Annotated in this window: 21 protein-coding genes; 9 read left to right on the top strand and 12 right to left on the bottom strand. The window is 73.8% G+C overall.

What is annotated here, in order from left to right:
• Positions 1 to 4: 4 nt before the first annotated feature.
• Both AB0472_RS37195 and speB read right to left on the bottom strand, forming a co-directional pair.
• Complete coding sequence (locus AB0472_RS37195) at positions 5 to 1,573, bottom strand: cytosine permease (protein WP_366363343.1); 1,569 nt, start codon at positions 1,571 to 1,573, stop codon at positions 5 to 7.
• Complete coding sequence (speB, locus tag AB0472_RS37190; RefSeq protein WP_366363341.1) at positions 1,570 to 2,538, bottom strand: agmatinase; 969 nt, start codon at positions 2,536 to 2,538, stop codon at positions 1,570 to 1,572. The genes AB0472_RS37195 and speB overlap by 4 nt, the downstream gene beginning before the upstream one ends.
• A 152-nt stretch (positions 2,539 to 2,690) precedes the next feature.
• Here speB and AB0472_RS37185 point away from each other — a divergent pair, with 152 nt between their 5' ends.
• Both AB0472_RS37185 and AB0472_RS37180 read left to right on the top strand, forming a co-directional pair.
• Positions 2,691 to 4,178, top strand: a complete 1,488-nt coding sequence (locus tag AB0472_RS37185) for a PucR family transcriptional regulator (RefSeq protein WP_366363339.1) — start codon at positions 2,691 to 2,693, stop codon at positions 4,176 to 4,178.
• A gap of 108 nt (positions 4,179 to 4,286) precedes the next feature.
• On the top strand, positions 4,287 to 4,730 hold the full coding sequence (locus tag AB0472_RS37180; protein ID WP_366363337.1) for a cupin domain-containing protein: 444 nt from the start codon (positions 4,287 to 4,289) through the stop codon (positions 4,728 to 4,730).
• Between the two features lie 130 nt (positions 4,731 to 4,860).
• Here AB0472_RS37180 and helR read toward each other — a convergent pair whose 3' ends face one another.
• The 3 genes from helR to AB0472_RS37165 form a co-directional block, all read right to left on the bottom strand.
• Complete coding sequence (gene helR, locus AB0472_RS37175; RefSeq protein ID WP_366363336.1) at positions 4,861 to 7,032, bottom strand: RNA polymerase recycling motor ATPase HelR; 2,172 nt, start codon at positions 7,030 to 7,032, stop codon at positions 4,861 to 4,863.
• A gap of 398 nt (positions 7,033 to 7,430) precedes the next feature.
• The gene (locus AB0472_RS37170; protein ID WP_366363334.1) at positions 7,431 to 8,630 is read right to left on the bottom strand and encodes a glycosyltransferase; all 1,200 of its coding nucleotides are present in this window, start codon (positions 8,628 to 8,630) and stop codon (positions 7,431 to 7,433) included.
• A 171-nt stretch (positions 8,631 to 8,801) separates the two neighbouring features.
• Complete coding sequence (locus tag AB0472_RS37165; protein ID WP_366363332.1) at positions 8,802 to 9,350, bottom strand: sigma-70 family RNA polymerase sigma factor; 549 nt, start codon at positions 9,348 to 9,350, stop codon at positions 8,802 to 8,804.
• A gap of 46 nt (positions 9,351 to 9,396) precedes the next feature.
• On the opposite strand from AB0472_RS37165, the gene AB0472_RS37160 reads away from it, so the two are divergent.
• The 5 genes from AB0472_RS37160 to AB0472_RS37140 all read left to right on the top strand — a co-directional run bounded on the left by AB0472_RS37160 (position 9,397) and on the right by AB0472_RS37140 (position 14,972).
• Positions 9,397 to 10,803 (top strand): serine/threonine-protein kinase, encoded by a 1,407-nt coding sequence (locus tag AB0472_RS37160; protein ID WP_366363330.1) that lies wholly within the window; start codon positions 9,397 to 9,399, stop codon positions 10,801 to 10,803.
• Positions 10,804 to 10,931: 128 nt separating this feature from the next.
• A complete protein-coding gene (locus AB0472_RS37155; RefSeq protein WP_366363328.1) occupies positions 10,932 to 11,651 on the top strand; it encodes a DUF4232 domain-containing protein in 720 nt (239 codons plus the stop codon).
• Positions 11,652 to 11,842: 191 nt separating this feature from the next.
• Entirely contained in the window at positions 11,843 to 13,099 is a 1,257-nt protein-coding gene (locus tag AB0472_RS37150) for a hypothetical protein (protein ID WP_366363326.1), read from the top strand.
• Positions 13,100 to 13,169: 70 nt separating this feature from the next.
• Complete coding sequence (locus AB0472_RS37145) at positions 13,170 to 14,429, top strand: SLC13 family permease (RefSeq protein ID WP_366363380.1); 1,260 nt, start codon at positions 13,170 to 13,172, stop codon at positions 14,427 to 14,429.
• 54 nt (positions 14,430 to 14,483) lie between these two features.
• Complete coding sequence (locus AB0472_RS37140; protein ID WP_366363324.1) at positions 14,484 to 14,972, top strand: universal stress protein; 489 nt, start codon at positions 14,484 to 14,486, stop codon at positions 14,970 to 14,972.
• A gap of 12 nt (positions 14,973 to 14,984) precedes the next feature.
• Here AB0472_RS37140 and AB0472_RS37135 read toward each other — a convergent pair whose 3' ends face one another.
• Both AB0472_RS37135 and AB0472_RS37130 read right to left on the bottom strand, forming a co-directional pair.
• Complete coding sequence (locus tag AB0472_RS37135; RefSeq protein WP_366363323.1) at positions 14,985 to 16,850, bottom strand: RICIN domain-containing protein; 1,866 nt, start codon at positions 16,848 to 16,850, stop codon at positions 14,985 to 14,987.
• A 414-nt stretch (positions 16,851 to 17,264) separates the two neighbouring features.
• The gene (locus AB0472_RS37130; protein ID WP_366363321.1) at positions 17,265 to 18,161 is read right to left on the bottom strand and encodes a helix-turn-helix domain-containing protein; all 897 of its coding nucleotides are present in this window, start codon (positions 18,159 to 18,161) and stop codon (positions 17,265 to 17,267) included.
• Between the two features lie 69 nt (positions 18,162 to 18,230).
• On the opposite strand from AB0472_RS37130, the gene AB0472_RS37125 reads away from it, so the two are divergent.
• Positions 18,231 to 19,013, top strand: coding sequence for a phytanoyl-CoA dioxygenase family protein (locus tag AB0472_RS37125; RefSeq protein ID WP_366363319.1), 783 nt, complete (start codon positions 18,231 to 18,233; stop codon positions 19,011 to 19,013).
• 94 nt (positions 19,014 to 19,107) lie between these two features.
• Here the strand turns inward: AB0472_RS37125 and AB0472_RS37120 are convergent, their stop codons facing one another.
• From AB0472_RS37120 to AB0472_RS37110, 3 genes are all read right to left on the bottom strand, one after another.
• Positions 19,108 to 20,076 carry an aldo/keto reductase gene (locus AB0472_RS37120; protein WP_366363317.1) on the bottom strand — a complete coding sequence of 323 codons (969 nt, stop codon included), beginning with the start codon at positions 20,074 to 20,076 and terminating at the stop codon, positions 19,108 to 19,110.
• Positions 20,077 to 20,181: 105 nt separating this feature from the next.
• Positions 20,182 to 20,715 (bottom strand): flavoprotein, encoded by a 534-nt coding sequence (locus AB0472_RS37115; RefSeq protein ID WP_366363315.1) that lies wholly within the window; start codon positions 20,713 to 20,715, stop codon positions 20,182 to 20,184.
• Positions 20,716 to 20,736: 21 nt separating this feature from the next.
• Complete coding sequence (locus tag AB0472_RS37110; RefSeq protein ID WP_366363313.1) at positions 20,737 to 21,195, bottom strand: nuclear transport factor 2 family protein; 459 nt, start codon at positions 21,193 to 21,195, stop codon at positions 20,737 to 20,739.
• An 88-nt stretch (positions 21,196 to 21,283) separates the two neighbouring features.
• Between AB0472_RS37110 and AB0472_RS37105 the strand changes: the two genes are divergently transcribed.
• Positions 21,284 to 21,835, top strand: coding sequence for a TetR/AcrR family transcriptional regulator (locus AB0472_RS37105; RefSeq protein WP_366363311.1), 552 nt, complete (start codon positions 21,284 to 21,286; stop codon positions 21,833 to 21,835).
• 197 nt (positions 21,836 to 22,032) lie between these two features.
• Here the strand turns inward: AB0472_RS37105 and AB0472_RS37100 are convergent, their stop codons facing one another.
• Positions 22,033 to 22,233 carry a ferredoxin gene (locus AB0472_RS37100; RefSeq protein ID WP_133022756.1) on the bottom strand — a complete coding sequence of 67 codons (201 nt, stop codon included), beginning with the start codon at positions 22,231 to 22,233 and terminating at the stop codon, positions 22,033 to 22,035.
• Between the two features lie 12 nt (positions 22,234 to 22,245).
• On the bottom strand, positions 22,246 to 23,487 hold the full coding sequence (locus tag AB0472_RS37095; RefSeq protein ID WP_366363310.1) for a cytochrome P450: 1,242 nt from the start codon (positions 23,485 to 23,487) through the stop codon (positions 22,246 to 22,248).
• Positions 23,488 to 23,567 lie beyond the last annotated feature (80 nt).

Below are 23,567 nucleotides of genomic sequence, written 5' to 3'. Positions count from 1 at the left end.
CCGCTCACACCTCCGCCGGCTCGGGCGCCGCGACGGGGGCGCCGTCGGCGGCTGTGATCGGCGGCACCGGGGTGTCGACGGCGCGCACCAGCCGCGGGCCCTCGGGACCGAAGACGGCGCGCGGCTCGGGGAAGAGCCACAGCAGGGCCAGGTAGAGGACCGCGGCGAGACCCAGGCCGACGGGCAGCGAGATGTCCACGCCGCCCGCGAGGTCGCCGAGGGCACCGACGAACTGACCGGGGAGGTTGACGAACTGGACCGCGAGCAGGGCGGCGGCCAGCCAGGCGGCCATGCCGCGCCAGTTCCAGCCGTGCGTGAACCAGTAACGCCCGCCCCGCTGACGGCGGTTGAAGACCTGCAGCGAGTCCGGGTCGTACCAGCCGCGGCGGGTGAGGAAGCCCAGGGTCATGATGACCATCCACGGCGCGGTGCAGACGATGATCAGCGTCGCGAAGGTGGAGATGGACTGGGTCAGGTTGGCGGCGAACCGGCCGACGAAGATGAAGGAGATCGACAGGACGCCGATGAACACGGTGGCCTGCACCCGGCTGAACCTCGGGAAGACGCTGGCGAAGTCGAGGCCGGTGCCGTAGAGCGAGGTGGTGCCGGTGGACATGCCGCCGATCAGCGCGAGCAGGCAGACGGGCAGGAAGTACCAGGAGGGCGAGACCGCCAGCAGGCCGCCGACGTAGTCCGGGGCGCTCGGGTCGAGGAAGTTCCCGGCCTTCGCGGCGATGATCGAGGCGGTCGCCAGGCCGAAGAAGAACGGCAGGATCGTCGCGATCTGGGAGAGGAAGGCCGCGCCCATGACCCGGCGGCGCGGGGTGTCGGCGGGGATGTAGCGGGCCCAGTCGCCGAGGAAGGCACCGAAGGAGACCGGGTTGGAGAGCACGATCAGCGCGGAGCCGATGAACGCCGGCCAGAAGCCCGGGGTGCTCAGTGAGTGGAAACTGCCCTGGTAGCCGGGGTCGAAGTCGCCCCCGAAGGCGAACAGGCCGAGGACGAAGAGCAGGGAGGCGGCGGCCACCGCGATCTTGTTCACGAAGAGCATGAACCGGAAGCCGTAGATGCACACCGTCAGCACCAGCGCGGCGAACAGCCCGTACGCCAGCGCGTAGACGCCGTCGTTGGTCGGCAGGTGGAACATCCGGTGCGCGCCGCCGACGAGGGCGTCACCGGAGGACCACACGGAGATGGAGAAGAAGGCGACCGCGGTCAGCAGGGAGAGGAAGGAGCCGACGACCCGGCCGTGCACACCCAGGTGGGCGGAGGAGGAGACCGAGTTGTTGGTGCCGTTCAGCGGGCCGAACACGGCGAGCGGCGCGAGGATCAGGGCGCCGACGGCGAGGCCGAGGCCGGTGGCCGCGAGGCCCTGCCAGAAGGAGAGCCCGAACAGGATCGGGAAGGCGCCGAGGACGCAGGTGGCGAAGGTGTTCGCACCGCCGAAGGCGACCCGGAACAGGTCGAGCGGCCGGGCGGTGCGGTCGGCGTCCGGGATGCGCTCGACGCCGTAGGTCTCGATCTCGGTCAGCGACGGGGCGTCGTGCTGCTCCGCTTGGGGGCTGGGGGTCATGTCTGCTCCTCGCGAGGGCCGGCGGAGTCCAGGGTGAACAGGCTGATCAGGTCGTAGGCGACGTGCGACGCGGCGACGGAGGTGATGTCGGCGTGGTCGTAGGCGGGGGCGACCTCGACGACGTCGCCGCCGACGAGGTTGAGCCCGGCGAGGCCGCGCAGGATCTCCAGCAGCTCACGCGAGGTCATGCCGCCGGCTTCCGGGGTGCCGGTGCCGGGGGCGTGTGCGGGGTCGAGGACGTCGATGTCGACGGAGACGTACAGCGGCCGGTCGCCGATGCGCTGCCGCAGCGCGTCCACGGTGTCGTCGACGCCGCGGCGCAGTACGTCGGAGGAGGTGACGATGCCGAACCCGAGCCTGCGGTCCTCCTCCAGGTCCCGCTTGCCGTACAGGGGGCCGCGGGTGCCTACGTGGCTGAGCGCCTCGGTGTCGACGATGCCCTCCTCGACGGCGCGGCGGAACGGGGTACCGTGGGTGTACTCGGCACCGAAGTAGGTGTCCCAGGTGTCGAGGTGGGCGTCGAAGTGGAGCACGGCGACCGGTCCGTGCCGCTTGGCGACCGCGCGCAGCAGGGGCAGCGCGATGGTGTGGTCGCCGCCGATGGTCACCAGCTTCGTGCCGCCGGCCTGGAGGCGGGAGGCCTCGTGCTCGACGGTCTCGATCGCCTCGTTGATGTCGAAGGGGTTCACCGGGATGTCCCCGGCGTCGGCGACCTGGGCCGCCGCGAACGGCGACACGTCCAGCCCCGGGTGGTAAGGGCGCAGCAGCCGGGACGCCTCGCGCACGGCGGCCGGGGCGAACCGGGCGCCGGGCCGGTAGGAGACGCCGGTGTCGAAGGGGACGCCGACGACGGCGATGTCCGCGCGGGGCACCTCGTCGAGACGCGGCAGCCGGGCGAAGGTCGCGGGGCCCGCGTAGCGGGGGATCCGGGAGGAGTCCACGGGTCCACGGGGCTCGGTCGTCATGGGGAACCTTCCTGTCGAGCCTTGGGCGTGCACCGCCGGGTGGGCGGACCCTGGACCGGAGCTGGTGGTTCCGGTAGCGGGGGATGCCTCAGTGTGCGGACGGCCGGCCGACAGGGTCAATTGTTGACGGCACGAAGAACTACAGTGGTCTTGTGCCCGACCACAAAGCGACACCGCGTTCCGTCCTCACCGTGGGCGACCTGCTGTCCTTCCCGGCGTTGCAGATGCGTCTGCTCGCGGGCGGCGGCGGCCTGGGCCGCACGGTCTCCTGGGCGCACGTAAGCGAGCTGGAGGACCCCACGCCGTGGCTGCAGGGTTCGGAGGTGCTCATGACCGTGGGCCTCGCCGTCCCGCGCGGCGGCGAGGCGCAGCGGCGCTATCTGGAACGTCTCGACGACGCGGGCGTCGCGGCGCTGGTGCTCAGCACCCAGCTGCGCACCCCGCCGCTGCGGCAGGCCTTCCTCGCCGCGGCCGAGGAACGCGGCTTCCCGGTCCTGGAGGTGCCGCTCACCGTGCCCTTCGTGACCATCGCGCAGGAGGTCGCCGCCGCGGTCAGCGAGAAGTCCGCCGAACGGCTCGGCGCCCAGCTCCAGGTGTTCGGCGCGCTGCGCTGGATGGCCGAGGAGAACCTGGACATTCCCGCGCTCTTCGACCGGCTGGAGCAGCTCAGCGGCTACCGGATCTTCCTGTGCACCCCCCAGGGGCGCCCGCTGCTGCCCGGCGTCCCGGCGCCGGAGGACCTGTCGGTGCTCCCGGCGCACCCGGACGCCCCGCCGACCGTGCCCGGCGGCTTCGTGCTGCCCGTCCTCGGCCCGGGCGGCGCGGCCGGCTACCTGGTCGCGCTGGAACAGGCCGGCGCGCGCCCGGCCGGGCTGGCCGTCGTCCAGCACCTGGCCACCGTCGCCGCCCTGCGGCTCGCGATGGTGCGCCAGGAGCGCGAGGTGCTGCGGCGGGAGGGCGCGGAGACCCTCGCCGAGCTGCTCCAGGACACCCTCGACGCGGCCGGCGCCCAGCGCCGGCTGGCCCACCACGGTCTGGACGCCCGGCGGGCGGTCGTCCTCGCCGTGCTCCGGCGCACCCAGGACGAACAGCTGGCCGGCGCCCTGTCCGGCCACCCGCATCTCATCCTGCGCCGCGGCGAGGACCGGCTGGTCCTCGCCGAACCCGGCTTCACCGAGGCACTGGCCGAGGTGCCGGGCGCGGTGTGCGGGGTGAGCCGGCCCGTCGCCGTCGGCGAGCCGCTGCGGGTCGCCCTGCAGGAGGCGGAGTGGGCGGCCGGCCGCGCGGAGGAGGCGGGCAAGCCGCTGCTCCACTACGGCGAGGACGCCACCGGGCGCTGGCTGCCGGAGGACCGCCGGCTGCTGACCGCCCTCGTCGAGCAGGTCCTCGGCGCGGCCCTGCGCTACGACGAGGCCCACGGGTCCCAGCTGCTGGTCTCCGTCCGCACCTGGATGGAACGCGACCGGCGCACCGAGGACGCCGCCGCGGCCCTGCACATCCACCCCAACACCCTCGCCTACCGGCTGCGCCGCTTCGGCGAGGTGACCGGCCGGGACCTGTCGACGACGGCCGCCTTCACCGAGGTGTGGTTCGCGGTGCGCGCGGCGACCGAGCTCGGTGTGGCGGTCGCGGGACCGTAGCGGGCACCCGCGACACGCAGCCGCCGCCCGGTTGCGAAAGCAACGGTCACGGGCCCGCCCGTCGTACAGTCGGTCACGCTCGGAACCGGACGCGGAAGGGACGGCTCAGTGTCGGAGACCCCACAGCACGCCCATTCCGGCGACGATCCGGACGGCCCGAGCTGGATCCGGGCGACGAAGGTGCTCCAGGACGCCGCGCCCCTCACCATCCCCGAGGGCGCGTCGGCGATGACCATCCGCGTCGAGTGGGAACCCGGCGATCCCGGAACCCCACCGCACCGGCACAGCGGCCCCGCGTTCGGCTACGTCGTCAGGGGCGCGGTCCGCTTCGAGCTGGAAGGCGAGCCCGAGCGGATCGTCGAGGCCGGCGGCACGTTCTGGGAGCCGGGCGGCGACGTCATCCACTACCAGGACGGCAACGCGCTCACCGACGCCGGGACCGAGTTCGTCGTCACCATGATGTGCGCTCCGGGCAGGCCGATGCTGGAACTGGTCGAGGCCGAGGAGCTGCGGCAGCGCGCCCATCTGCGTGCCCCCCGGCCCGCGGGCTGACCTGGATGGCCGGCGCCCCTCGGGGCGCTGGGGGCGCCCCCTGCCTTCGGCCGGGGGAGGAACTGCGCGACCGGCCACGACGGCGCCGCCAGCCGGCGGACACCGTGCCGCGGCACCTCCGGCGGAGCGCCTAGTCGCCGGTAAGGACCACCAGCTGCCGGGTCGCCCGCGTCATCGCGACGTAGCGGTCGACACCGCCTGTCACGCCCGTGCCGAACTTCTCCGGGTCGACGAGGACGACGAGGTCGAATTCGAGTCCCTTCGAAAGCTCCGGGGTGAGCGAACCGACCCTGGGCGTCGGTGTGAACCCGGGGTCGCCGATCACGCAGGCGACGCCCCCGGCGTGGGTGGCGAGCCAGGTGCCCAGGATCTCGTCCCGCTCGGAGACGGATCCGTGGACCACGGGCAGGCCGCCGCCGCGGATCGAGGTCGGCACGTTGGCGTCCGGGAGCACGGCCCGGATGACCGGTTCGGCCTCCGCCATGACCTCCTCCGGGGTCCGGTAGTTGATGCTGAGCGAGGCGAGCTCGATCCGGTCGAACCCGACCCGCGCCAGGCGCTCCCGCCAGGTCTCCGTGAACCCGTGCCGTGCCTGGGCGCGGTCCCCGACGATGGTGAAGCTCCGGGACGGGCAGCGCAGCAGCAGCATCTGCCACTCCGCGTCGGTGAGCTCCTGGGCCTCGTCGACGACGATGTGGGCGAACGGGCCGGCCAGCAGGTCCGGCGCGCGGACGGCCAGCTCCGACTCGTCGACCAGGCTGACCTTGGCGTCCTCGCCACGGAGCATGATCACCAGGCCCTCGCCGTCGTCGCCGTCGGCGCCGGAGTCCCGGACGGCCCCGATCAGGTTGTCGACGACCTGGGTCATGCGCTCGCGCTGGGCGGCGAGCACGGCCTCCTGCCGGCGCCTGCGCCGCGAGGTCTCCGGGTCGCCGAGCCGCTGCCGGGCCGCGTCCAGGAGCGGCAGGTCGGACACCGTCCAGGCCTGGGCGTCGGCGCGCTGGAGCCTGCGTACGTCGTCCGGGCCGAGCCAGGGAGCGCACAGCCGCAGGTAGGCGGGCACCGACCAGAGGTCCCCGACCAGGTCGGTCGGCTCCAGCAGCGGCCAGGCGCGGTCGAGGGTGTCCACCAGGTCCCGGTCCCGCTGCAGCGACCTGCGGAACTCCTCCGGCGCCACGTCGTCGCCGCGGTACTTCTCCAGCAGGATGGCGGTCAGCTCCTCCCAGATCTGCTCGCGTGCCTCGTTGTGCGGGGTGCCGGGAGCCGGTGCCCGGAACGCGTCGGCCCAGTCGTCGGCGGTCAGCCGGAGGTCGCCCCAGTCGGTGGCGACCGTCGTCCCCCGGTCCGGGGGCTCCTCGTAGAAGCGGACGGCGGTCTCGACCGCCCGCACCATGTCCGCGGACGACTTCAGCCGGGCCGCCTCCGGGTCGGTCTCGACCACGGCGGCCGCCCCCTCGTCGACGAGGTCCCGCAGGACGCAGGTCTGCACGCCCTCCTCGCCGAGGCTCGGCAGGACGTCGGAGACGTAGTTCAGGTAGGGCCGGTGCGGGCCGACGAACAGCACCCCGCCCCGGCGGTGGCCGAGCCGCGGGTCGGAGTACAGGAGGTGGGCGGTGCGGTGCAGGGCGACGACCGTCTTGCCGGTGCCCGGGCCGCCGTCGACGACGAGGGCGCCGCGGGACCCGGCGCGGATGATCGCGTCCTGGTCGGCCTGGATGGTGGCGAGCACGTCCCGCATCCGCTCCGAGCGGTCGGCGCCCAGGCCGGCGATGAACGCGGACTGGTCGTCGAGCGCGGCGTGCCCGACGAGCCCGTCGGCGGTGAACACCTCGTCCCAGTAGTCGCTGATCCGGCCGTCCGTCCAGCGGTACCGGCGCCTGCTGCGCAGCCCCGCCGGGTCGGCGTGGGTCGCGGCGAAGAACGGCTCGGCGGCGGGCGAGCGCCAGTCGATCAGCAGCCGTCGCCCCGTGCCGTCGGTGAGGCCGAGGCGGCCGATGTACACGGGCTCGGGGTCGTCGGCGGGGACGACGCGCCCCAGGCAGAGGTCCAGGCCGAAGCGGCGCAGGGTGCGCAGGCGTGCGGTGAGCCGGTGGACCTCGGTGTCCCGGTCCATCGCGGCCCGGCCGGTGCCGCCGGGCGCCCTGAGCTCGGCGTCGAGGCGGTCGGAGAGTTCGGCGATCGTCCGGGCGAGGCACTCGGCGACGGCGGCCAGGTGCCGCTCGTCGTCGGCGATCAGGGCCGGGTCGGCCTTGGCGGAGAGCCGTTCGGGCAGGTCGAAGGGGCTGGTGGTCAGGGGGTTCAAAAAATCAGCTCCGTGGGGTGGCCGTGCGGCCACGGGCACGCACGGCAGGGCGTCCGCAAGGACGCGGGACGAACAGGTGGACACGGGGGGGGGCGGGACGAACAGGTGGACACGGGGGGGCGGAGTCGGGGGCGGCGACCGCCGTCCGGGGCCGGTCGCGGGTCGCGGTGGGTGGCGGGCGGGCGACGGGCCGTAGTGGCCGGCCGAGCCCGAGCGGGAGGCCCACGCCGTCGGGCAGCGCCAGCGGTGGCCGGGTGGGGCGGGGGCGGCGACCGCCGTCCGGGGCCGGTCGCGGGTCGCGGTGGGTGGCGGGCGGGCCACGGGCCGTCGTGGCCGGCCGAGCCCGAGCGGGAGGCCCACGCCGTCGGGCAGCGCCAGCGGTGGCCGGGTGGGGCGGCTCAGGCGCCGTCGAGGAGCAGCCGCGCGGCCACGGTCGCTCCGTCGGTGCGCATCGTGCCGGCCACGGCGGCCGCGCGGGCTCGGGTGCCGGGGGTGAGAGCGGTCGCGAGCGCGGCCGAGAGCGAGCCGACGGTCGGTACCGGGCCGTCGTGGGCCGCGCCGATGCCGAGCGCGGCCACCCGGGCGGCCCAGTGCGGCTGGTCCACGATCTGGGGGACGACCACCTGGGGCACCCCCGCCACGGCGGCCGTCGTCGTGGTGCCCGCGCCACCGTGGTGGACGACGGCGGCGACCCGGCGGAACAGCGCCTGGTGGTTGACCTCGCCGACGGCGAGGCAGTCGGCGCCGTCGTCCGGGGCGAGGTCCGCCCAGCCGCGGCCGATGAGCACGCGCCGTCCCTGGGCGCGTACCGCCTCGACGGCGACCCGGGCGGCGTCCGGCGCGCCGCGCAGGGCCATGCTGCCGAAGCCGACGTACACCGGCGGTGCGCCGGCCGCCAGGAACGCGAGCAGGTCGGCGGGCAGCGGGCGGGTGTCCGGCAGCAGCCAGGCGCCGGTCTGCACGAGGTCGAGGTCCGTCATCTCCTGCCAGGGTGCGAACCCCGGGTCGGCCGCCAGCCACGGCCGGCCGGTGAGGACGTGGTCGCGGACGTTGTCCACCGGGGGCAGGCCGAGCGCGGCCCGGTGGGTGTTGAGCGCCTCGCCGTACAGGGCGTTCACCCGCTCGGCGTCCACCTTCCACAGCGTCGGCAGATCGGCGTCGGCGGGGGCCGGGCGGCCCGGGCGGCCCGCCGGCGGAAAGCGCGAGGACGGCAGTCCCGCGGTGTGGAAGCAGGTCAGCACGTAGCGGATGCCCAGCTTCTCGGCGACCGACCGCGCGCCGGCCGGCATCAGGCCGCCGGCGACCAGCGCGTCGCAGTCCTCGGCCGCCGGGGCGACCGTGTCGAAGTGCGCGGCCACCAGCTCGGGCGCGAGTTTGAACGCGTCCTCCGGGGCCGGGTTCGGCCGGGTCACCAGCGCGCGCACCGACGGCCCGAACGGCACGTGCGGCACGCCCGCACGCGCCAGCAGCTCCACGAACTCCTCGTCCGGCGGTGCGCACACCCGCGCCTCGGCGCCGAGCTCGCGCAGCGCCACCGCGAGTCCCGCCAGCGGTTCGACGTCGCCGCGCGACCCATATCCCATCAACAGCACACGCATGTCGCGCATCCCCCAAATACCGCGGTTCCTGGCTTCGGCCTGCGATTCTGCGGGACGAGGGGGGCCTTGCCGCAAGCCCCCCGGTGCGCTATACGTTAAGAAGGGCGAGGAGAAGAACACCTCGCCCTGTGTCTCCCACCGCGGGCCGCCGTCGAGCGGCCCTTTCTGCTGTCACGGCGCGCTCAGCCAGGGCCGGACCTGCTTGCGGGCCTCGTGCAGCCGGGACTTCAGGGTGCCCAGCGGGATCCCCACCCGCTCGGCGACCTCGGCGTAGTCCAGCTGGCAGATGTCCCGGTAGACGAGCGGTGCGACCAGCTGCGGATGCTCGCGCTCCAGCCGGTCCAGCGCCTCCAGCAGATCGATCCGGGACCCGGCGATCACACTCGTCGTGCGGGGGTCGACGTGCGCGGTGGGTTCGATGGCCGCCGGCTGCTCCGCCGCCCGCCGCTTGAGGTCCCGGTACTTCTGCCGGGAGCAGTTGGCGACGACCGTGTACAGCCAGGTGCTGAAGCGGCTGCGGCCCTCGAAGGTGGTGATCTTCCGGGAGATCTGCAGCAGCACGTCCTGGGCCGCCTCCTCGGCGTCCTCCCGGCACGGCAGGAACCGCCCGCAGCGGCGTACGACGTCCGGCCAGACCTCGGACAGCAGCTGGTTCAGAGCCACCTGGTCGCCCGCGGCGGCCCGCCGGGCGAGGTCTTCGGTCAGCGTGGCGTCCGGCACGGGAGGTCCCCCTCGAAGTCGATCTCAGGACAGGCATGATAGTCGTATGCAACCCCTGGAGCGGATCGGCCGCTATCGCCTCGAACAGCGGCTGGGCACCGGTGCCTTCGGGACGGTCTGGCTCGCCCACGACGATCAGCTGGACGCCCCGGTCGCGGTGAAGGTGCTCGCCGACAACTGGTCCCATCGGCTCGACATCCACGACCGCTTCCTCTCCGAGGCGCGGCTGCTGCGGCGGGCCGACTCCAAGCGCGTGGTGCAGGTCTATGACATCGGCGAACTCCCGGACGGGCGGCCGTACTTCGTGATGGAGTACGCCGACGCGGGCACCCTCGCCGACCTGCTCGGCGGCGGCCCGCTCCCGATCCCCGACGCGCTGCGGCTGACCGCGCTGGCGGCGCGCGGCGCGGCGGACCTGCACGGGGCCGGGATCGTGCACCGGGACATCAAGCCGACCAACGTGCTGCTGCGCACCGCCCAGGACGGCACCCGGCGGGTGCTGCTGGCCGACCTGGGGCTGGCGAAGAGCCTGGCGCAGGCGTCGGGGCTGACCCTCGCCGCCGGTTCGGCGGGGTACCAGCCGCCGGAGCAGGCCGAGCCCGGCGAGGGCATCGACGCCCGCGCCGACGTCTACGCGCTCGGCGCGGTCGGCTACGAGCTGGTCACCGGGACGGTACCGGCGGCGCCCGGACGGGTGATCCGGCCGGAGCGGCTGCGGCCCGACCTCGGCGAGGACGTGCAGCGGGCGCTACTGCGGGCCCTGGAGCCGGACCGGCAGCGACGCTGGCCGTCCGCGCAGGCCTTCGCGGACGAGCTGGACCGGCTGGCGGCGGCCGCGGCGGGCCGCAGGGCGCGCCGCCCCCGGCGCCTGGACGGGGTCCGCAGACGGCTCAACGCGGTCACGCTGACCGTCGCCGCGGTCCTCGCGGCCGGGGGCACGGCCCTCGCGGTCACGATGCTCGACGGGAACGGTTCGGCGGGGGACGGGACGCGGGTCGCCGACTCGACCGGGCGGGTGGTGGCCGAGGTGCCGTCCGGGTGGGCGGGCGAGCTGCGGAACTCCGGCTGGAACCCGCAGGCCCTGGGACTGGCCTCCGGGCACCAGCCCGGCCTGGAGGTCGCCGACGACGTGTCCGAGTGGCAGGACCTGACGAGCGCGGTGAACGGCGTCTTCATCGGCCTGAGCGAGCACGGGGACGTCACCGCCAAGGTGGACGCCCTCTCCCACTCCGGCTGCCACTACGACGGCAGCCGCGCCTTCACCGGCACCGACTGGAAGGGCAGCGTCCGCAGCTGGAGCGGCTGTTCCGGCGCGGGCGGCTCCATCCAGGAGGCGGCCCTGCGCCCGGCCGGCGGGGACAGCCGGCCGCAGGTGTACGTGCAGGTGCGGCAGAAGGGCGCCGCCGACAGGACCGTCACGGACGGCATACTGCGGTCCCTTCGGGTCACCTGAGTCGAGGAATCCCGGCGTGCCCCCGAACTTTTCCGCCGTTTCTCGCATCGGATGGGAGTGACGGCGCACGGAGCGCCTCGGGCACGCCTCGCGGGCGTGCCACGACACATCCAGGAGTGGTGAGACACATGGCGCACACGTCCCAGTCCTTGCGGCGCGGGGCGGCCCTGCTCGCGAGCACGGTCGCCGCCCTGGGCCTGCTGACCGCGTGCGGCAACGGCGGTCAGGGCACGTCCCCGGAGTCGGTGTCGGGCACGGCCGCGCCCGCGACCGGCAACGCGTCGAGCACGGACAGTTCGGGCACCTCCGCCGTCCCGTCCGGCAGCGGATCCTCGTCGGGCTCGCAGAGCAGCGGCTCGTCGACGGGCGGCGGCGCGGCGACCGGCGGTTCGTCGACCGGCGGCACCACGACGGGCAGCGCCGCCGGGACACGCTGCCACACCTCCGAGCTGTCGGCCTCGGTGGGCGGCAACAACCCGGGGGCCGGCCAGGAGAACTTCCCGATCGTGCTCACCAACAAGTCGGGCCGCACCTGCACGGTGCGTGGCTTCCCGGGCGCCGCCTTCGTGAACGCTTCCGGCACCCAGCTCGGCCCGGACCCGCAGCGCGTGTCCGGCGCCACCGCGTCGACGGTCACCCTCAAGCCGGGCCAGAGCGCCTGGGCGGGGCTGACCTTCTCCAACCCGGAGATCAGCGGCGCCGGGACGGCGACGCCGGCCGCGCTCCTGGTCACCCCGCCGGACGAGAAGGACTCGCTGAAGGTCACCTGGAAGAACGGCGTGGTCCCGGTCTCCGGGAACGCCTCGTCGGTGCGCCTGGGCGTCTTCAGCGCCGGCAGCGGCGCCTGACCACCCCCTGACCGGACCCCGCTGCCCACTCCCCCGGGCAGCGGGGTTCGTCATGTCCGGGCCACAACTGTCACAGGCGTGCAACACGCACGGCCGGCTCCGATCTTTTCCGTCCGACCGCCCATCGAACCCGTCGACCACATGGCAACGGGGCTCCGCGAGGGGCCGGGACGACGGAATCGGGGACGGACATGAGCGGCATCTCTCGCAGGCGGGTGCTGACGGCGGGCGCGACGGCGGGGGCCCTGGGCGCACTCTCCGCATGCTCGAACGGCAGCTGGACACCGGGCGGCAGCGGTTCGGCCGACGGCGTCAGGGACGGCGGCGCCAAGAGCGGCGCGACGGCCGAGCCGCTGAAGCTCATAGGCGACGGTTCCACCGCCGACACCGGCGCGCAGCCGCACCAGCCGAAGCCGGCCCGGATGGCACCCGGCAGCAAGCCTCCGCAGTTCGTGGTGTTCTCCTGGGACGGCGCGGGCGAGCTCAGCAACAAGCTGTTCTCCCGCTTCCGCAAGGTGGCCGCGGACCACGGCGCGAAGATGACGTTCTTCCTCTCCGGCATCTACACCCTGCCCGAGTCCAAGAAGGACCTCTACCGTCCCCCGCAGCATCCGGTCGGCGCCTCCGCGATCGGCTACCTCTCCGACGGGCACATCCACAACACGCTCCAGCAGGTGCGCGCCGCCTGGCTGGAGGGCCACGAGATCGGCACCCACTTCAACGGGCACTTCTGCGGCTCCGACGGCGTGCGCAACTGGTCCCCCGCCGAGTGGCGCAGCGAGATCGACCAGGCCGTGGACTTCGTCACCAAGTGGAAGACGAACACCGGATTCACCGACCTGGAGCCGCTGCCCTTCGACTACCGCAAGGAGCTGGCGGGCGGCCGCACCCCGTGCCTGGAGGGCCAGGCCAACCTGCTGCCCACCGCGGCCGCGCTCGGCTGGAAGTACGACGCCTCCTCCCCCGGCGGCCTGCAGATCTGGCCGGGCAAGGTACAGGGCAACCGCATCTGGGACTTCCCCCTGCAGTCCATACCGTTCCCCGGTCACTCCTTCCAGGTCCTGTCGATGGACTACAACATGATGTACAACCAGTCCGCCGGAAACCCGCTGGGCGACAAGGCGCAGTACGACGCCTGGCGCGCCCAGGCCCGTGACAGCTACGTGGCAGGCTTCGAACGGGCCTACACCACCAACCGGGCGCCGTTCTTCATCGGCAACCACTTCGAGCGCTGGAACGGCGGCATCTACATGGACGCCGTCGAGGAGGCGATCGGCCGGATGGCCCAGTACGACGACGTGCGCTTCGTGTCCTTCAAGCAGCTGGTCGCGTGGCTGGAGGCGCAGGACCCGGCGGTGCTGCGAACGCTGCGCACGCTGAACCCGGGCCAGGAGCCGACGGGCGGCTGGGGCGAGTTCCTGGGCGCAGCGGGTACTCCTTCCGCGTAGCCGGGGCCGGTCCGCCTTCATCTGCTTTCATGGGAAGGCCGTACTTGATCACGCCTCCGAGGGACGCGCCCTGAACACCCCGCTCGCCGAGACCCTGTCCGTCCTCCTGCTCGCCGCCGTGCTGGCCTGGGCCGTGATCCGGCCGCGCGGCTGGCCGGAGGCGGTGCTCGCCGTGCCGGCGGCGGGCGTCGTCGTCGCCACCGGGGCGATCTCCCTCGACCACGCGCGGGCGGAGGCCGAGCAGCTGGGGCCGGTCGTCGGGTTCCTCGCCGCGGTCCTGGTGCTGGCCCACTTCTGCGACGTGGAGGGCCTGTTCCAGGCCTGCGGGGCGTGGATGGCGCGCTGGTCGGGCGGGCGGCCGGTGCGGCTGCTGACCGCCGTCTTCGCACTGGCCTCGGTGATCACCGCCGTACTGAGCCTGGACGCGACGGTGGTGCTGCTGACGCCGGTGGTGTTCGCGACCGCGGCCCGGTCCGGGGTGCGGGCGAAACCGCACGTCTACGCCTGTACGCACCTGTCGAACACGGCCTCGCTGCTGCTGCCGGTGTCCAATCTGACGAACCTGCTGGCGTTCGCGGCGAGCGGGCTGAGCTTCACCCGGTTCGCGGCGCTGATGGTGCTGCCCTGGCTGGTGGCGATCGGCGCCGAGTACCTGGTGTTCCGGCGGTTCTTCGCCCGCGACCTGTCCTCGGCGGCCCCCGGCTCCGGGGACTCCGGCGAGCCGCCCCGGCTGCCGGTGTTCGCGCTGGCGACGGTGGCCTGCACGCTCGCGGGGTTCGTGCTCACCTCGGCGGTCGGCGTCGACCCGGCCTGGGCGGCGTGCGCGGGTGCGCTGGTGCTGGCCGGGCGGGCGCTGCTGCGGCGGCGGGCGACGCCGCTGACGGTGGTGAAGGCGGCCGCGCCCGCCTTCCTGGCGTTCGTGCTGGCGCTCGGGATCGTGGTGCGGGCGGTCGTCGACAACGGGCTCGCGGACGCGCTCGGCCATGTGCTGCCGGGCGGGACCGGGCTGCCGGCGCTGCTCGGCGTCGCGGCGCTGGCGGCCGTGCTCGCGAACATCGTCAACAACCTGCCGGCGGTGCTGGTGCTGCTGCCGCTGGCCGCCCCGGCCGGTCCGGGCGCGGTGCTGGCGGTGTTGCTCGGGGTGAACATCGGCCCGAACCTCACCTACGCCGGTTCGCTCGCGACCCTGCTGTGGCGCAGGATCGTGCACCAGCACGACCACGGCGTGGACCTCGGCGAGTTCACCCGCCTGGGCCTGCTCGCCGTGCCGACCGCGCTGTGCGCGGCGGTGGTGGCACTGTGGGGGGCGCTCCAGGTGGTCGGAGTGTGAACGGGTCCGGCGTAGTCGGGAATCCAGTCGGCAGCTAGCTCGGAGGCGATGGACATGCGGGTGATCGTCTGGCTGGTCGAGGGCACCTGGCCCGCCTGTGTGGAGGCGGCGCGCGGCTATGCGCCGGACGCGTCCGAGGTGGTGCTGCTGCACGTGGCCGAGCCCGGGGTGGCCGGGCTCGCGCACGGCGCCTTCGCGGGGCTGCTGGGCCGGGCCGGCTCGGAACCGGACCCGGAGGGGCGGCTGGTGGAGTTCGGCGACACGTCGGCGGCGGAGTTGCTGGCCGCGGCCGAGGCCCGGCTGGGGCGGCCGTGCACCCGGCTGGAGCGGGTCGGCCGGGTCGAGCGGGAGGTGGTGGCCGCCGCCGAGGACGCCGGTCTGCTGGTCCTGGCCCGGGACGGCGACCGGTCCCGGCTCGGGCCGCACAGCCTGGGCAGGGCGGCGCGGTTCGTGGTCGACCACGCGCCGTGCCCGGTGCTGCTGGTGTGGCCGGAGGGCGCGCCGGACCTGAGGACGATGCCGCCCGCGCCGCCGCACCCCTGACCCCGCCCGGGCTCAGTGCCCGTAGCGGCCCCCGCCACCGCCGCCGTAGCCACCGCCGTAACCGCCGCCGCCCCAGCCGCCGTACTGGCCGCTCCCGGAGCCGTAGCAGTAGCCCGGGTACTCGACGCACGGGTCGTAGCCGGTGCTGCTCGACGGTGTCGGCTGCGCGGCCGTCCTGGACGCCGACGGGGTCGGCGTCGGCGTCGCGGGCTTCACGGCCTTGGTGGTCGGCGTGGCGGACGCGGACGCGGCCGGGGCCCGGGTCGGCGTCGGGGTGGTGTCGGCGTCCCAGTTGACGATCTGCATCTGCAGGTCGGGCTGGGACGTGTCCATCACCCACCGCTGGGCATTGGCGTTCGTCCGGTTCTTGACCACCAGGGCGCCACCGCCGTCGGTGGCGGCCGGGGCGAGCGCCAGGTCCTGGTCCCAGCGGGGCACCAGCGCCCCCTGGAGGGTGAAGTCGTAGTGGACGCTCTTCGCCTTGGTCCCGTCCGCGGCGGTGCACGGGGCGAGCCGGACGGAGTAGCCGAGGTGCGAGTCGAGGCACAGACCGGGGGCGGCCGCGTTGCGCAGCAGTCCGTCACCGTCGTACGTCCACTGCTGGCCGGCGACCGAGGAGCACTCGGCGAGTTCGGTCTCGGCACCCTTGACGGCCTTCTTGCCGACCACGCCGATGCACAGGCCGGAGGCGATGTTGTGCAGCCGGCCGCGCAGGGTGCCCTGGGTGGTGCGGCTGGTGCCGACCCAGGACGGTCCGGAGGTGGCGGAGCCGGCCGGCGTGGCGGACGGCTTGGCGGTGGCCGAGGTGGCGTCGTCGCCGGAGCCGAGCACCGACCACAGCACCAGCGGCAGCACGACCAGGCCGCTCACGGTGCCCACGGCCACGGCGAGGTTGCGGCGGCGGACCCGGCGGGCGGCGCGCTGCTTGGCGCGGCGGGAGGCGGCCGGGTGCACGAGCAGGTCCTTGCCCGGGGCGGTGGGCGGTGCGAAGGCCTCGCCGCCCGCGAACCCGGCGGCGGGTGCGGCCGGGGGTTCGGCGGGCTGTTCGGCCGGTCGTGCCGCGCGGGACTCCAGGTAGGCGCGGGCGCCCCAGCCGAGCACGGCTTCGGCGAGGGCGATACCGAGGCCGCCGTTGAACTGGTGGAGCTGGTCGGCGGTGTACCGGCAGTGCTTGCAGCCGTTCAGGTGCTGCTGGAGGTCGCGGTCGACGTCGATCCCGCCGCGCCGGAAGGTCACGTCGATCATCCGGACGTAGCGCTGGCACTCGTCCTCGTGGGCGAGTTCGCGGTGCACCTGGAGGCACTCCTCGCGCATCCGCTCGCGGGCCCGGCGCAGTTCGACGTGCGCGTCCTGCTCGTCCAGGCCCAGCAGTGCCGCGGGGGCGGCCAGGGGCTCCGACTCGACCTCGGTGTGCCACAGCACGGTCCGCGACGACGGGGTGAGCCGCTGGAACGCGCGGGAGAGCAGCCGCCGGTTCGCGGGCGGGAGCAGCCGGGAGGCGGCCCGCTCGCCCTTGCCGGCGCGCAACTGCGGGTGGAGCAGTTCGCCGCGGCCGTCGTGGTCCCATTCGGCGGCGATGCGCCGGACGGTGACAAGGAGCTGGGGGCGCCAGGCGGCGGTCGGCCCGGCCTGGCGGAGGGATTCGCCGAAGAGCCGGGTGAATGCGGCGGTGGTGAGCATTCCCGCGCCGCGCGTCCCGTCGGCGCACAGACGGGCGTAGGCGAAGGCCGCTTCCCAGTGCCGGTCGAGGAGTTCACCGACGGGATGCAGGGCGGGTGCCGTACCCGTCCACTGCTTGAGCTCGGCGCTGAGCTGCTCGTCGGTGACGCCGAACGGCCGGGCGGGGGTAGGGGAATTCCCCAGGCCTGCGTCATTCACGGCTGCATTCCTTCCAGACGCAACGCGGGATTCAGCCCATACCGTCTGGTATGCGGCCGGTATGCGGCCCCGCCGACGCCAAGGCCGGATGGGCTTGTTGGGGGGTTCGGCACGCGGGGAGCGGCCTCGCGCACGCGGCGGTCGAAAATAATTGTCCGCATGCCGACACGCCACACCTTTGCACAGGCCAGCACGGCAGAACAAGAGATCCCTGGGTTTTGCGCATTGCCCGGGCACTACGCCAATTTGACGCTTTGTCAATGACAGGGTGGGCACTTTGTCGCCGTATCGACATCACCATTTGGGCGGGGATTCAGAGCCGACCGCCCCGGTATCGACACGAACCATTGAACCACGCCCCGACCTGCACGAGCCGCCGGGTGACCGGCGGTCCGGAACCAATAACCGGGCGCATTACGGACGTTCGCCGGAGCGGTAGGCGCCGGGCGGGACACCGTATCTTTCTCGGAAAACCCGGTTGAAGTGGAACGGGCTGGGAAATCCGGACGCGGCGGCGACCCGCTCGACGGTCAGGTCGCTGCCCTCCAGCAGCCGGACGGCGTGTCGCAGCCGCGCCTCACGCAGCGCGCGCATCGGCGGCACGCCGGTCCGGGCGGTGAAGAGGTGGGCGAAACGGGACGGCGACAGCGCGACACGCGCGGCGAGCGAGCGGACGGTGTGCGGGGCGCCCGGGTCGGCGGCGATCAGTTCCTCGGCGCGGCGCACCCGTTCGTCCCCGGCGTCCCGTCCGGGCACCGCCGGCTGCGCGCCGGCGGTCGCGAGCAGAACGACCTCCTCCAGCGCACACAGGGCGAGTTCGCGGGCCGCGCTGCCGTGCGCGACGGCGACGGGGTCGTCACCGGCCGCCGGAGCGGGCGGCGCGCCGCTGCCGGTCCAGCGGGAGTCGGCGAGCACGCGCTGGAAGGCCGCCTCGATCCGGGCGTGGGTGCCGTCCGGTGCGCCGACGGCGTACACGCCGTCGCCGAGGGCGCGGGGAGCCAGCCACGGCACCCAGTGGGGGCGGACCTGGCAGTGCGTCCACCAGAACCGCCAGCGGCGCGCGCCGGGCTCGACGGCGTAGCTGTGCGGGACGCCCGGGGCGAGCACGACGAGGTCGCCGGCGCGGGCGACGGTCTCCACGGCACCCTGCCCGAGCAGGCCGCTGCCGGCCGTCGTCCAGGTGAGCAGCCAACTGCTCGCCCCCTCGGGGCGGTTGATCCGGTACCCGGGTCCCTCGTCGTAGCGGCCGGTGACGACCATGCCCGGCGGCGGGGCGGGGACAGCAGTGCCGGGCAGCTCCGCAGCGCTCATGGGCATCCTCTCCGCGGTGGCGTCGCCCTAGCGTGACAGGTCCAGGGCACCGGACCGAGGAGGGCGGGCATGACAGCCACGGGCATCGACACCACCGTCTCGCGGCAGTTCGAGGAGGACGGGTTCACCGTCGTGCGGGGGTTGTTCGGGTACGACGAGATCGACCGGCTGTGCGCGGAGTTCGCGGCGTTGCACGCGGCGGGGCGGCCCGTGCCGGGCCACTTCGAGCCGCGGCCGGCGGGGGATCCGCTGCAGCGGTATCCGCGGGTGATGCAGCCGCACGAGATCAGTGCGCTCGCGCGGCGGTTCCTGCTGGACGCGCGGCTGCGGGTGGTCCTGGAGGCGCTGTTCGGGGAGGAGGTGCTGGCCGCGCAGAGCATGTTCTACTTCAAGCCGCCGGGGGCCCGGGGGCAGGCCCTGCATCAGGACAACTTCTACCTGCGGGTGGAGCCGGGGACGTGCGTCGCCGCGTGGGTCGCCTGTGAGGCGATCGACCGGGAGAACGGCGGCCTGGAGGTGGTGCCGGGGACGCACCGGATGGACCTGTTCTGCCCCGAGGAGTCGGATGCGCAGCTGTCGTTCGCGCGGGAGTACGTGGCACCGCCGGAGGGGCTCACGGCGGTGCCGGTCGACATGGGGCCGGGGGACGTGCTGTTCTTCAACGGGAGCCTGGTGCACGGGTCACAGCCCAACAGCTCCGCCGGGCGGTTCCGGCGGTCGTTCATCGGGCATTACGTGGGGCGGTCGGCCGAGCGGATCGGCGGGTACTACCGGACGTTGTCCATGGGTGGGGAACCTGTACCTCTGCTGGAGAGCGAAGGGGGTGGTCCGTGCGGGACCGAGCGGTTGTGATCCGGGTGCGGGTGGGGGTGGGTGAGGGTTGATCGCGCGTCTCCTCCCCCCGGCCAGCGGCCGGGGGGACCGTCGGCGCCCCTGAGGGGGCGCTTCAGTGACCGGAGATCGGATGGGGGCCGTAGGGCTGCTGCAGTTCCTCCAGCTCCTTGTCGCTGAGGACCAGTTCGACGGCCGCCACCGCGTCCTCGATGTGGTTCGGCTTCGACGCGCCGATGATCGGGGCCGTGACCGTGTTCTGGTGGAGGAGCCAGGACAGGGCCACCCGGGCGCGCGGGACGCCCCGGTCGTCTGCGATGCGGGTGACCGCCTCGACGATCGCGCGGTCGCCCTCCTGGTAGAGGCGGCTGCCGAAGTTGTCGTTCGCGCTGCGCTCGGTGACCGTGCCCCAGTCCCGGGTGAGACGGCCCCGGGCCAGCGGGCTCCACGGCAGTACGCCCACGCCCTGGTCGGCGCAGAGCGGCAGCATCTCGCGTTCCTCCTCGCGGTAGAGGAGGTTGTAGTGGTTCTGCATGGAGACGAACCTGGTCCAGCCGTGCCGCTCGGCCGTGTACTGGGCCTTGGAGAACTCCCAGGCGTACATCGAACTCGCGCCGATGTAGCGGGCCTTGCCGGCCTTGACGACGTCGTGCAGCGCCTCCATCGTCTCCTCGACGGGCGTGGCGTGATCGTAGCGGTGGATCTGGTACAGGTCGACGTAGTCGGTGCCCAGGCGGCTGAGGCTGTGGTCGATCTCGGCGAGGATCGCCTTGCGGGACAGGCCACCGCCGTTGGGGCCGGGGCGCATCCGGCCGTGCACCTTGGTGGCGAGGACGATCTCGTCGCGCCGGGCGAAGTCGCGCAGCGCCTTGCCGACGATCTCCTCGCTGGTGCCGTCGGAGTAGACGTTGGCGGTGTCGAAGAAGTTGATGCCCGCATCGAGCGCCTGCCGGATCAGCGGGCGGGCCGCCGCCTCGTCGAGGGTCCACTCGTGGGTGCCGCGGTCGGGCAGGCCGTAGGTCATGCAGCCGAGGCAGATGCGGGACACGTCCATGCCGGTTCGGCCGAGCTTCACGTACTCCATCGCTGTCTCCCACCGTCGAGATCACGTCGTACAGAGGCGAGCGTACGTCGGCCGGCCGGCCGGCCTCCTGTCGTGGCGGCGGTTATCGGACGCGGCGGGGCACCGTCAGGGCCGGTCCAGCAGGTCCAGCGCGCGTTCCCAGGCGAACTCGGGGCGGCCGCCGTCCGCGGCGGCCTGGCCGGCGTAGGGGTCGCCGAAGCGGACGCCGAGCGCGCGCAGCCGGGTCAGGCTCTCCTGGTAGGCGGGGTGTGCGGCGAGCGCGCCGGCGACGCAGGGCAGGACCGCGATCGGGACGTCGAGTCCGAGGGCCTCGCACAGGGTGCCGACGGCGAGGGTGTCGGCGAGTCCGGCGGCCCACTTGTTGACCGTGTTGAAGGTGGCGGGGGCGACGACCACGGCGTCCGGCGCGGGGAAAGGGCGCGGGTCGCAGGGGCGGCGCCAGGCCGACCGGATCGGTCGGCCGGTGCGCGCCTCCGCCTCGGCGATGTCGAAGAAGCCGTTCACCGCCACGGGTGTGGCGATGATCCCGACCTCCCAGCCGCGGTCCTGGGCCGCGGCGATGAGCCTGCCGACGCCCGCGGCGATGCCGGCGGCGCAGACGACCAGGTAGAGGAAGGGCTTGCGGGGCTCGTCGGTCATCCGGGAACCCTATGCGGGCGGCTACCGCAGCGGGAAGGACAGACCCCGCTCGGACTCCGGACGCGGACCGTGGATCCGGCGCTCGTGCTCACCGATCGGCACGTCGTTGATGCTGGCCTCGCGCCGGGTCATGAGTCCGTGCCCGTCGAACTCCCACAGCTCGTTGCCGTACGAGCGCCACCACTGGCCGTCCGCGTCGTGGCACTCGTACTGGAAGCGGACCGCGATGCGGTCGCCGTCGAAGGCCCACAGGTCCTTGCGGAGCGCGTAGTCGAGCTCGCGGGCCCACTTCGCGGTGAGGAACTCGACGATCGCGGCGCGGCCGGTGACGAACGTGTCGCGGTTGCGCCAGAGCGAGTCCTCGGAGTAGGCCAGCGCGACCCGCTCGGGGTCACGGGTGTTCCAGGCGTCCTCGGCGGCCTGGACCTTCTGCAGGGCGGTCTCCCGGGTGAAGGGCGGCAGGGGCGGGCGGTCGGCCATGATCTCCTCCTGGTCGAAGGGAGAACGTGCGTTCTCCGAGTCGCTGCTACCGTAGGAGAACGCACGTTCTCACGTCAAGGAGGAGCCCATGGACAGCGTGGTCGCGCGTGAGCAGGCGCTGGACGCCGCCGAACGGCTGTTCTACGGGCGTGGGGTGCAGTCCGTCGGCATGGACGACATACGCGGCGCCTCCGGCGTCTCCCTCAAACGGCTCTACCAGCTCTTTCCCGCGAAGGAGCAGCTCGTGACGGCCTATCTGGAGCGGCGCGACGTGCGCTGGCGGCAGCGGCTGGCCGAGTACGTCCGGGCTCACGAGGACCCCCGGGAGCGGCTGCTCGCGGTCTTCGACTGGCTGGAGGGGTGGTTCGGGGAGGCGGACTTCCGGGGGTGCGCCTGGATCAATGCGTACGGCGAGCTCGGCGCCACCTCCCCGCGGGTGGTGGCCCGGGTGCGGGGCCACAAGCGGGCGTTCCGGGACTACCTGGCGCAGTTGGTGGCCGACGCCGGGCTGGACGCCGCGCTCACCGGGCCGCTGTTCCTGCTCGCCGAGGGGGCGATGGTCACCGCGGGCGTCACCGGGAGCACGGAGCCCGCGGCGGAGGCCCGCGCGGCGGCCCGGGTGCTGCTGCGCGCGGGGTGAGGCCGGTCCGCGGCGGCCGGCCGGGACCGGGCGGTGCGGGCCCCGGGCAGGAAGGCGGCGGCCGCTTCCTCCCGGCCGACCGGGAAGGCCGGGAAGGCCGGGAAGGGAGCCGCGTCGACGCGGGTCGGCTCGGCGGCCACCGGACGGCGGTGCTCGGGCCGGACACCGCGTCTGCGGCGTGATCTGCCGGACACCCCCTAACCCGTCGGTTCCTTGACCGTGATGGCGTGCACCGGGCAGGCCCGGGCCGCCTCCTTGACCAGCGGGTCGCCGCCCCCGTCCTCCTTGCCGGGGAGCAGGGCGCTGAAGCCGTCGTCGTCCTGGGTGAAGACGTTCGGGGCGGTCAGGGCGCACTGCCCCGCGCCGATGCAGACGTCCGTGTCGATCTCGATGTGCATGGCAGGAGCCTCTTACCAGGTCACGGGGAGTTCCAGCATCCCCTGGATCGTGTCGCCGGGTTTGAAGGGAATTTCCTCCGGGGGCGCGGCCAGCCGGAGGTCCGGGAGCCGCTCCCACAGGGTGCGCAGGGCGATCTCCAGCTCGGTGCGGGCCAGGTTCTGGCCCAGGCACTGGTGGATGCCGAAGCCGAAGGCCACGTGGTGGCGGGCCGGGCGGTGCCAGTCGAGGGTGTCGGGGGCGTCGTACACGGACTCGTCGCGGTTGATCACCGAGGTCGCGAAGAGCACGCCGTCGCCCTTGCGGATGGTGGTGCCGCCCGTCTCGATGTCCTCCAGGGCGACGCGCAGCAGCCCGTCGGCGATGGACAGCATCCGCATCAGTTCCTCGACGGCGGCGGGCACCAGCGCGGGGTCGGCGCGCAGCTCGGCGAGCCGCTCGGGCTGCTGGAGCAGGGTGAAGGTACCGAGCGAGATCATGTTGGCGGTGGTCTCGTGCCCGGCGACCAGCAGGATGAGGGCCAGCGCGACGACCTCGGCGCGGTCCAGGGCGCCCTCGCGCAGCCGCTCGTGCACGAGGTCGTCGAGGACCCCGTCGCCGGGCGCCTCGTCCCGGCTCTTGCGGTCGGCCAGGTCGCCCAGATAGGCCTCCAGCCGGTCGCGCGCGTCCAGGGAGTCGGCGGGCTCCGGACCGCGCAGCAGCCGCCGGGACTGCGCCTCGAAGAACTCGTGGTCGGCGTAGGGCACACCGAGCAGGTCACAGATGACCATGGACGGCACGGGCAGCGCGAAGGAGCCGACCAGGTCGGCGGGCGGTCCCGCGGCGATCATTCTGTCGAGCAGCTCGTCGACGATCCGCTGGATGGCGGGCCGCATCCCGGTCGCGCGTTTGAGGGTGAAGTCGGGGATCAGCATCCGGCGCTGGATCTGGTGCTCGGGGTCGTCGAGGCCGAGCAGTGCGACCTGGCGGCGCTCCCGGGCCGCCGCGAACCGGGCGTTCGGCATCGGGAAGTCCTCCCGCCGGCGGTCGCTGGAGAGCCGGGGGTCGGAGAGCAGCGCCCGGGCCGCGCCGTGGCCGGTGACCGCCCAGACGGTGCGGCCGTCGTAGAGGGTGACGCGGGACAGCGGGGCGCCGTCGCGCAGCGGGTCGTAGCCGGTGGGCGGGTGGTAGGGGCACGTGCGGTCCTGCGGCCAGGCCACGGGGTCGGCCCGGCCGGCGGGAGAGGTGGGTTCCGTCAGGTCCGTCAGTTCTTTCATGGAAGACCTCGCAGACGAGTTTCGTACGTCGTGCCGATCTTCATTAGATGCTCGGGGCACCTATGTGGCGACCGGAAGTT

The organism is Streptomyces sp. NPDC086777 (genome assembly GCF_040702065.1).
Lineage (GTDB): Bacteria > Actinomycetota > Actinomycetes > Streptomycetales > Streptomycetaceae > Streptomyces.
This window is presented reverse-complemented; position numbering and strand designations above follow the sequence as displayed.

Coding starts and splice junctions, on each gene's coding strand:
- AB0472_RS37125 (WP_366363319.1), top strand. CDS start 18,231: ATGACAGCCACGGGCATCGACACCACCGTCTCGCGGCAGTTCGAGGAG.
- AB0472_RS37095 (WP_366363310.1), bottom strand. CDS start 23,487: ATGAAAGAACTGACGGACCTGACGGAACCCACCTCTCCCGCCGGCCGG.
- AB0472_RS37155 (WP_366363328.1), top strand. CDS start 10,932: ATGGCGCACACGTCCCAGTCCTTGCGGCGCGGGGCGGCCCTGCTCGCG.
- AB0472_RS37130 (WP_366363321.1), bottom strand. CDS start 18,161: ATGAGCGCTGCGGAGCTGCCCGGCACTGCTGTCCCCGCCCCGCCGCCG.
- AB0472_RS37110 (WP_366363313.1), bottom strand. CDS start 21,195: ATGGCCGACCGCCCGCCCCTGCCGCCCTTCACCCGGGAGACCGCCCTG.
- speB (WP_366363341.1), bottom strand. CDS start 2,538: ATGACGACCGAGCCCCGTGGACCCGTGGACTCCTCCCGGATCCCCCGC.
- AB0472_RS37120 (WP_366363317.1), bottom strand. CDS start 20,076: ATGGAGTACGTGAAGCTCGGCCGAACCGGCATGGACGTGTCCCGCATC.
- AB0472_RS37115 (WP_366363315.1), bottom strand. CDS start 20,715: ATGACCGACGAGCCCCGCAAGCCCTTCCTCTACCTGGTCGTCTGCGCC.
- AB0472_RS37140 (WP_366363324.1), top strand. CDS start 14,484: ATGCGGGTGATCGTCTGGCTGGTCGAGGGCACCTGGCCCGCCTGTGTG.
- AB0472_RS37170 (WP_366363334.1), bottom strand. CDS start 8,630: ATGCGTGTGCTGTTGATGGGATATGGGTCGCGCGGCGACGTCGAACCG.
- AB0472_RS37150 (WP_366363326.1), top strand. CDS start 11,843: ATGAGCGGCATCTCTCGCAGGCGGGTGCTGACGGCGGGCGCGACGGCG.
- AB0472_RS37105 (WP_366363311.1), top strand. CDS start 21,284: ATGGACAGCGTGGTCGCGCGTGAGCAGGCGCTGGACGCCGCCGAACGG.
- AB0472_RS37100 (WP_133022756.1), bottom strand. CDS start 22,233: ATGCACATCGAGATCGACACGGACGTCTGCATCGGCGCGGGGCAGTGC.
- AB0472_RS37195 (WP_366363343.1), bottom strand. CDS start 1,573: ATGACCCCCAGCCCCCAAGCGGAGCAGCACGACGCCCCGTCGCTGACC.
- AB0472_RS37160 (WP_366363330.1), top strand. CDS start 9,397: ATGCAACCCCTGGAGCGGATCGGCCGCTATCGCCTCGAACAGCGGCTG.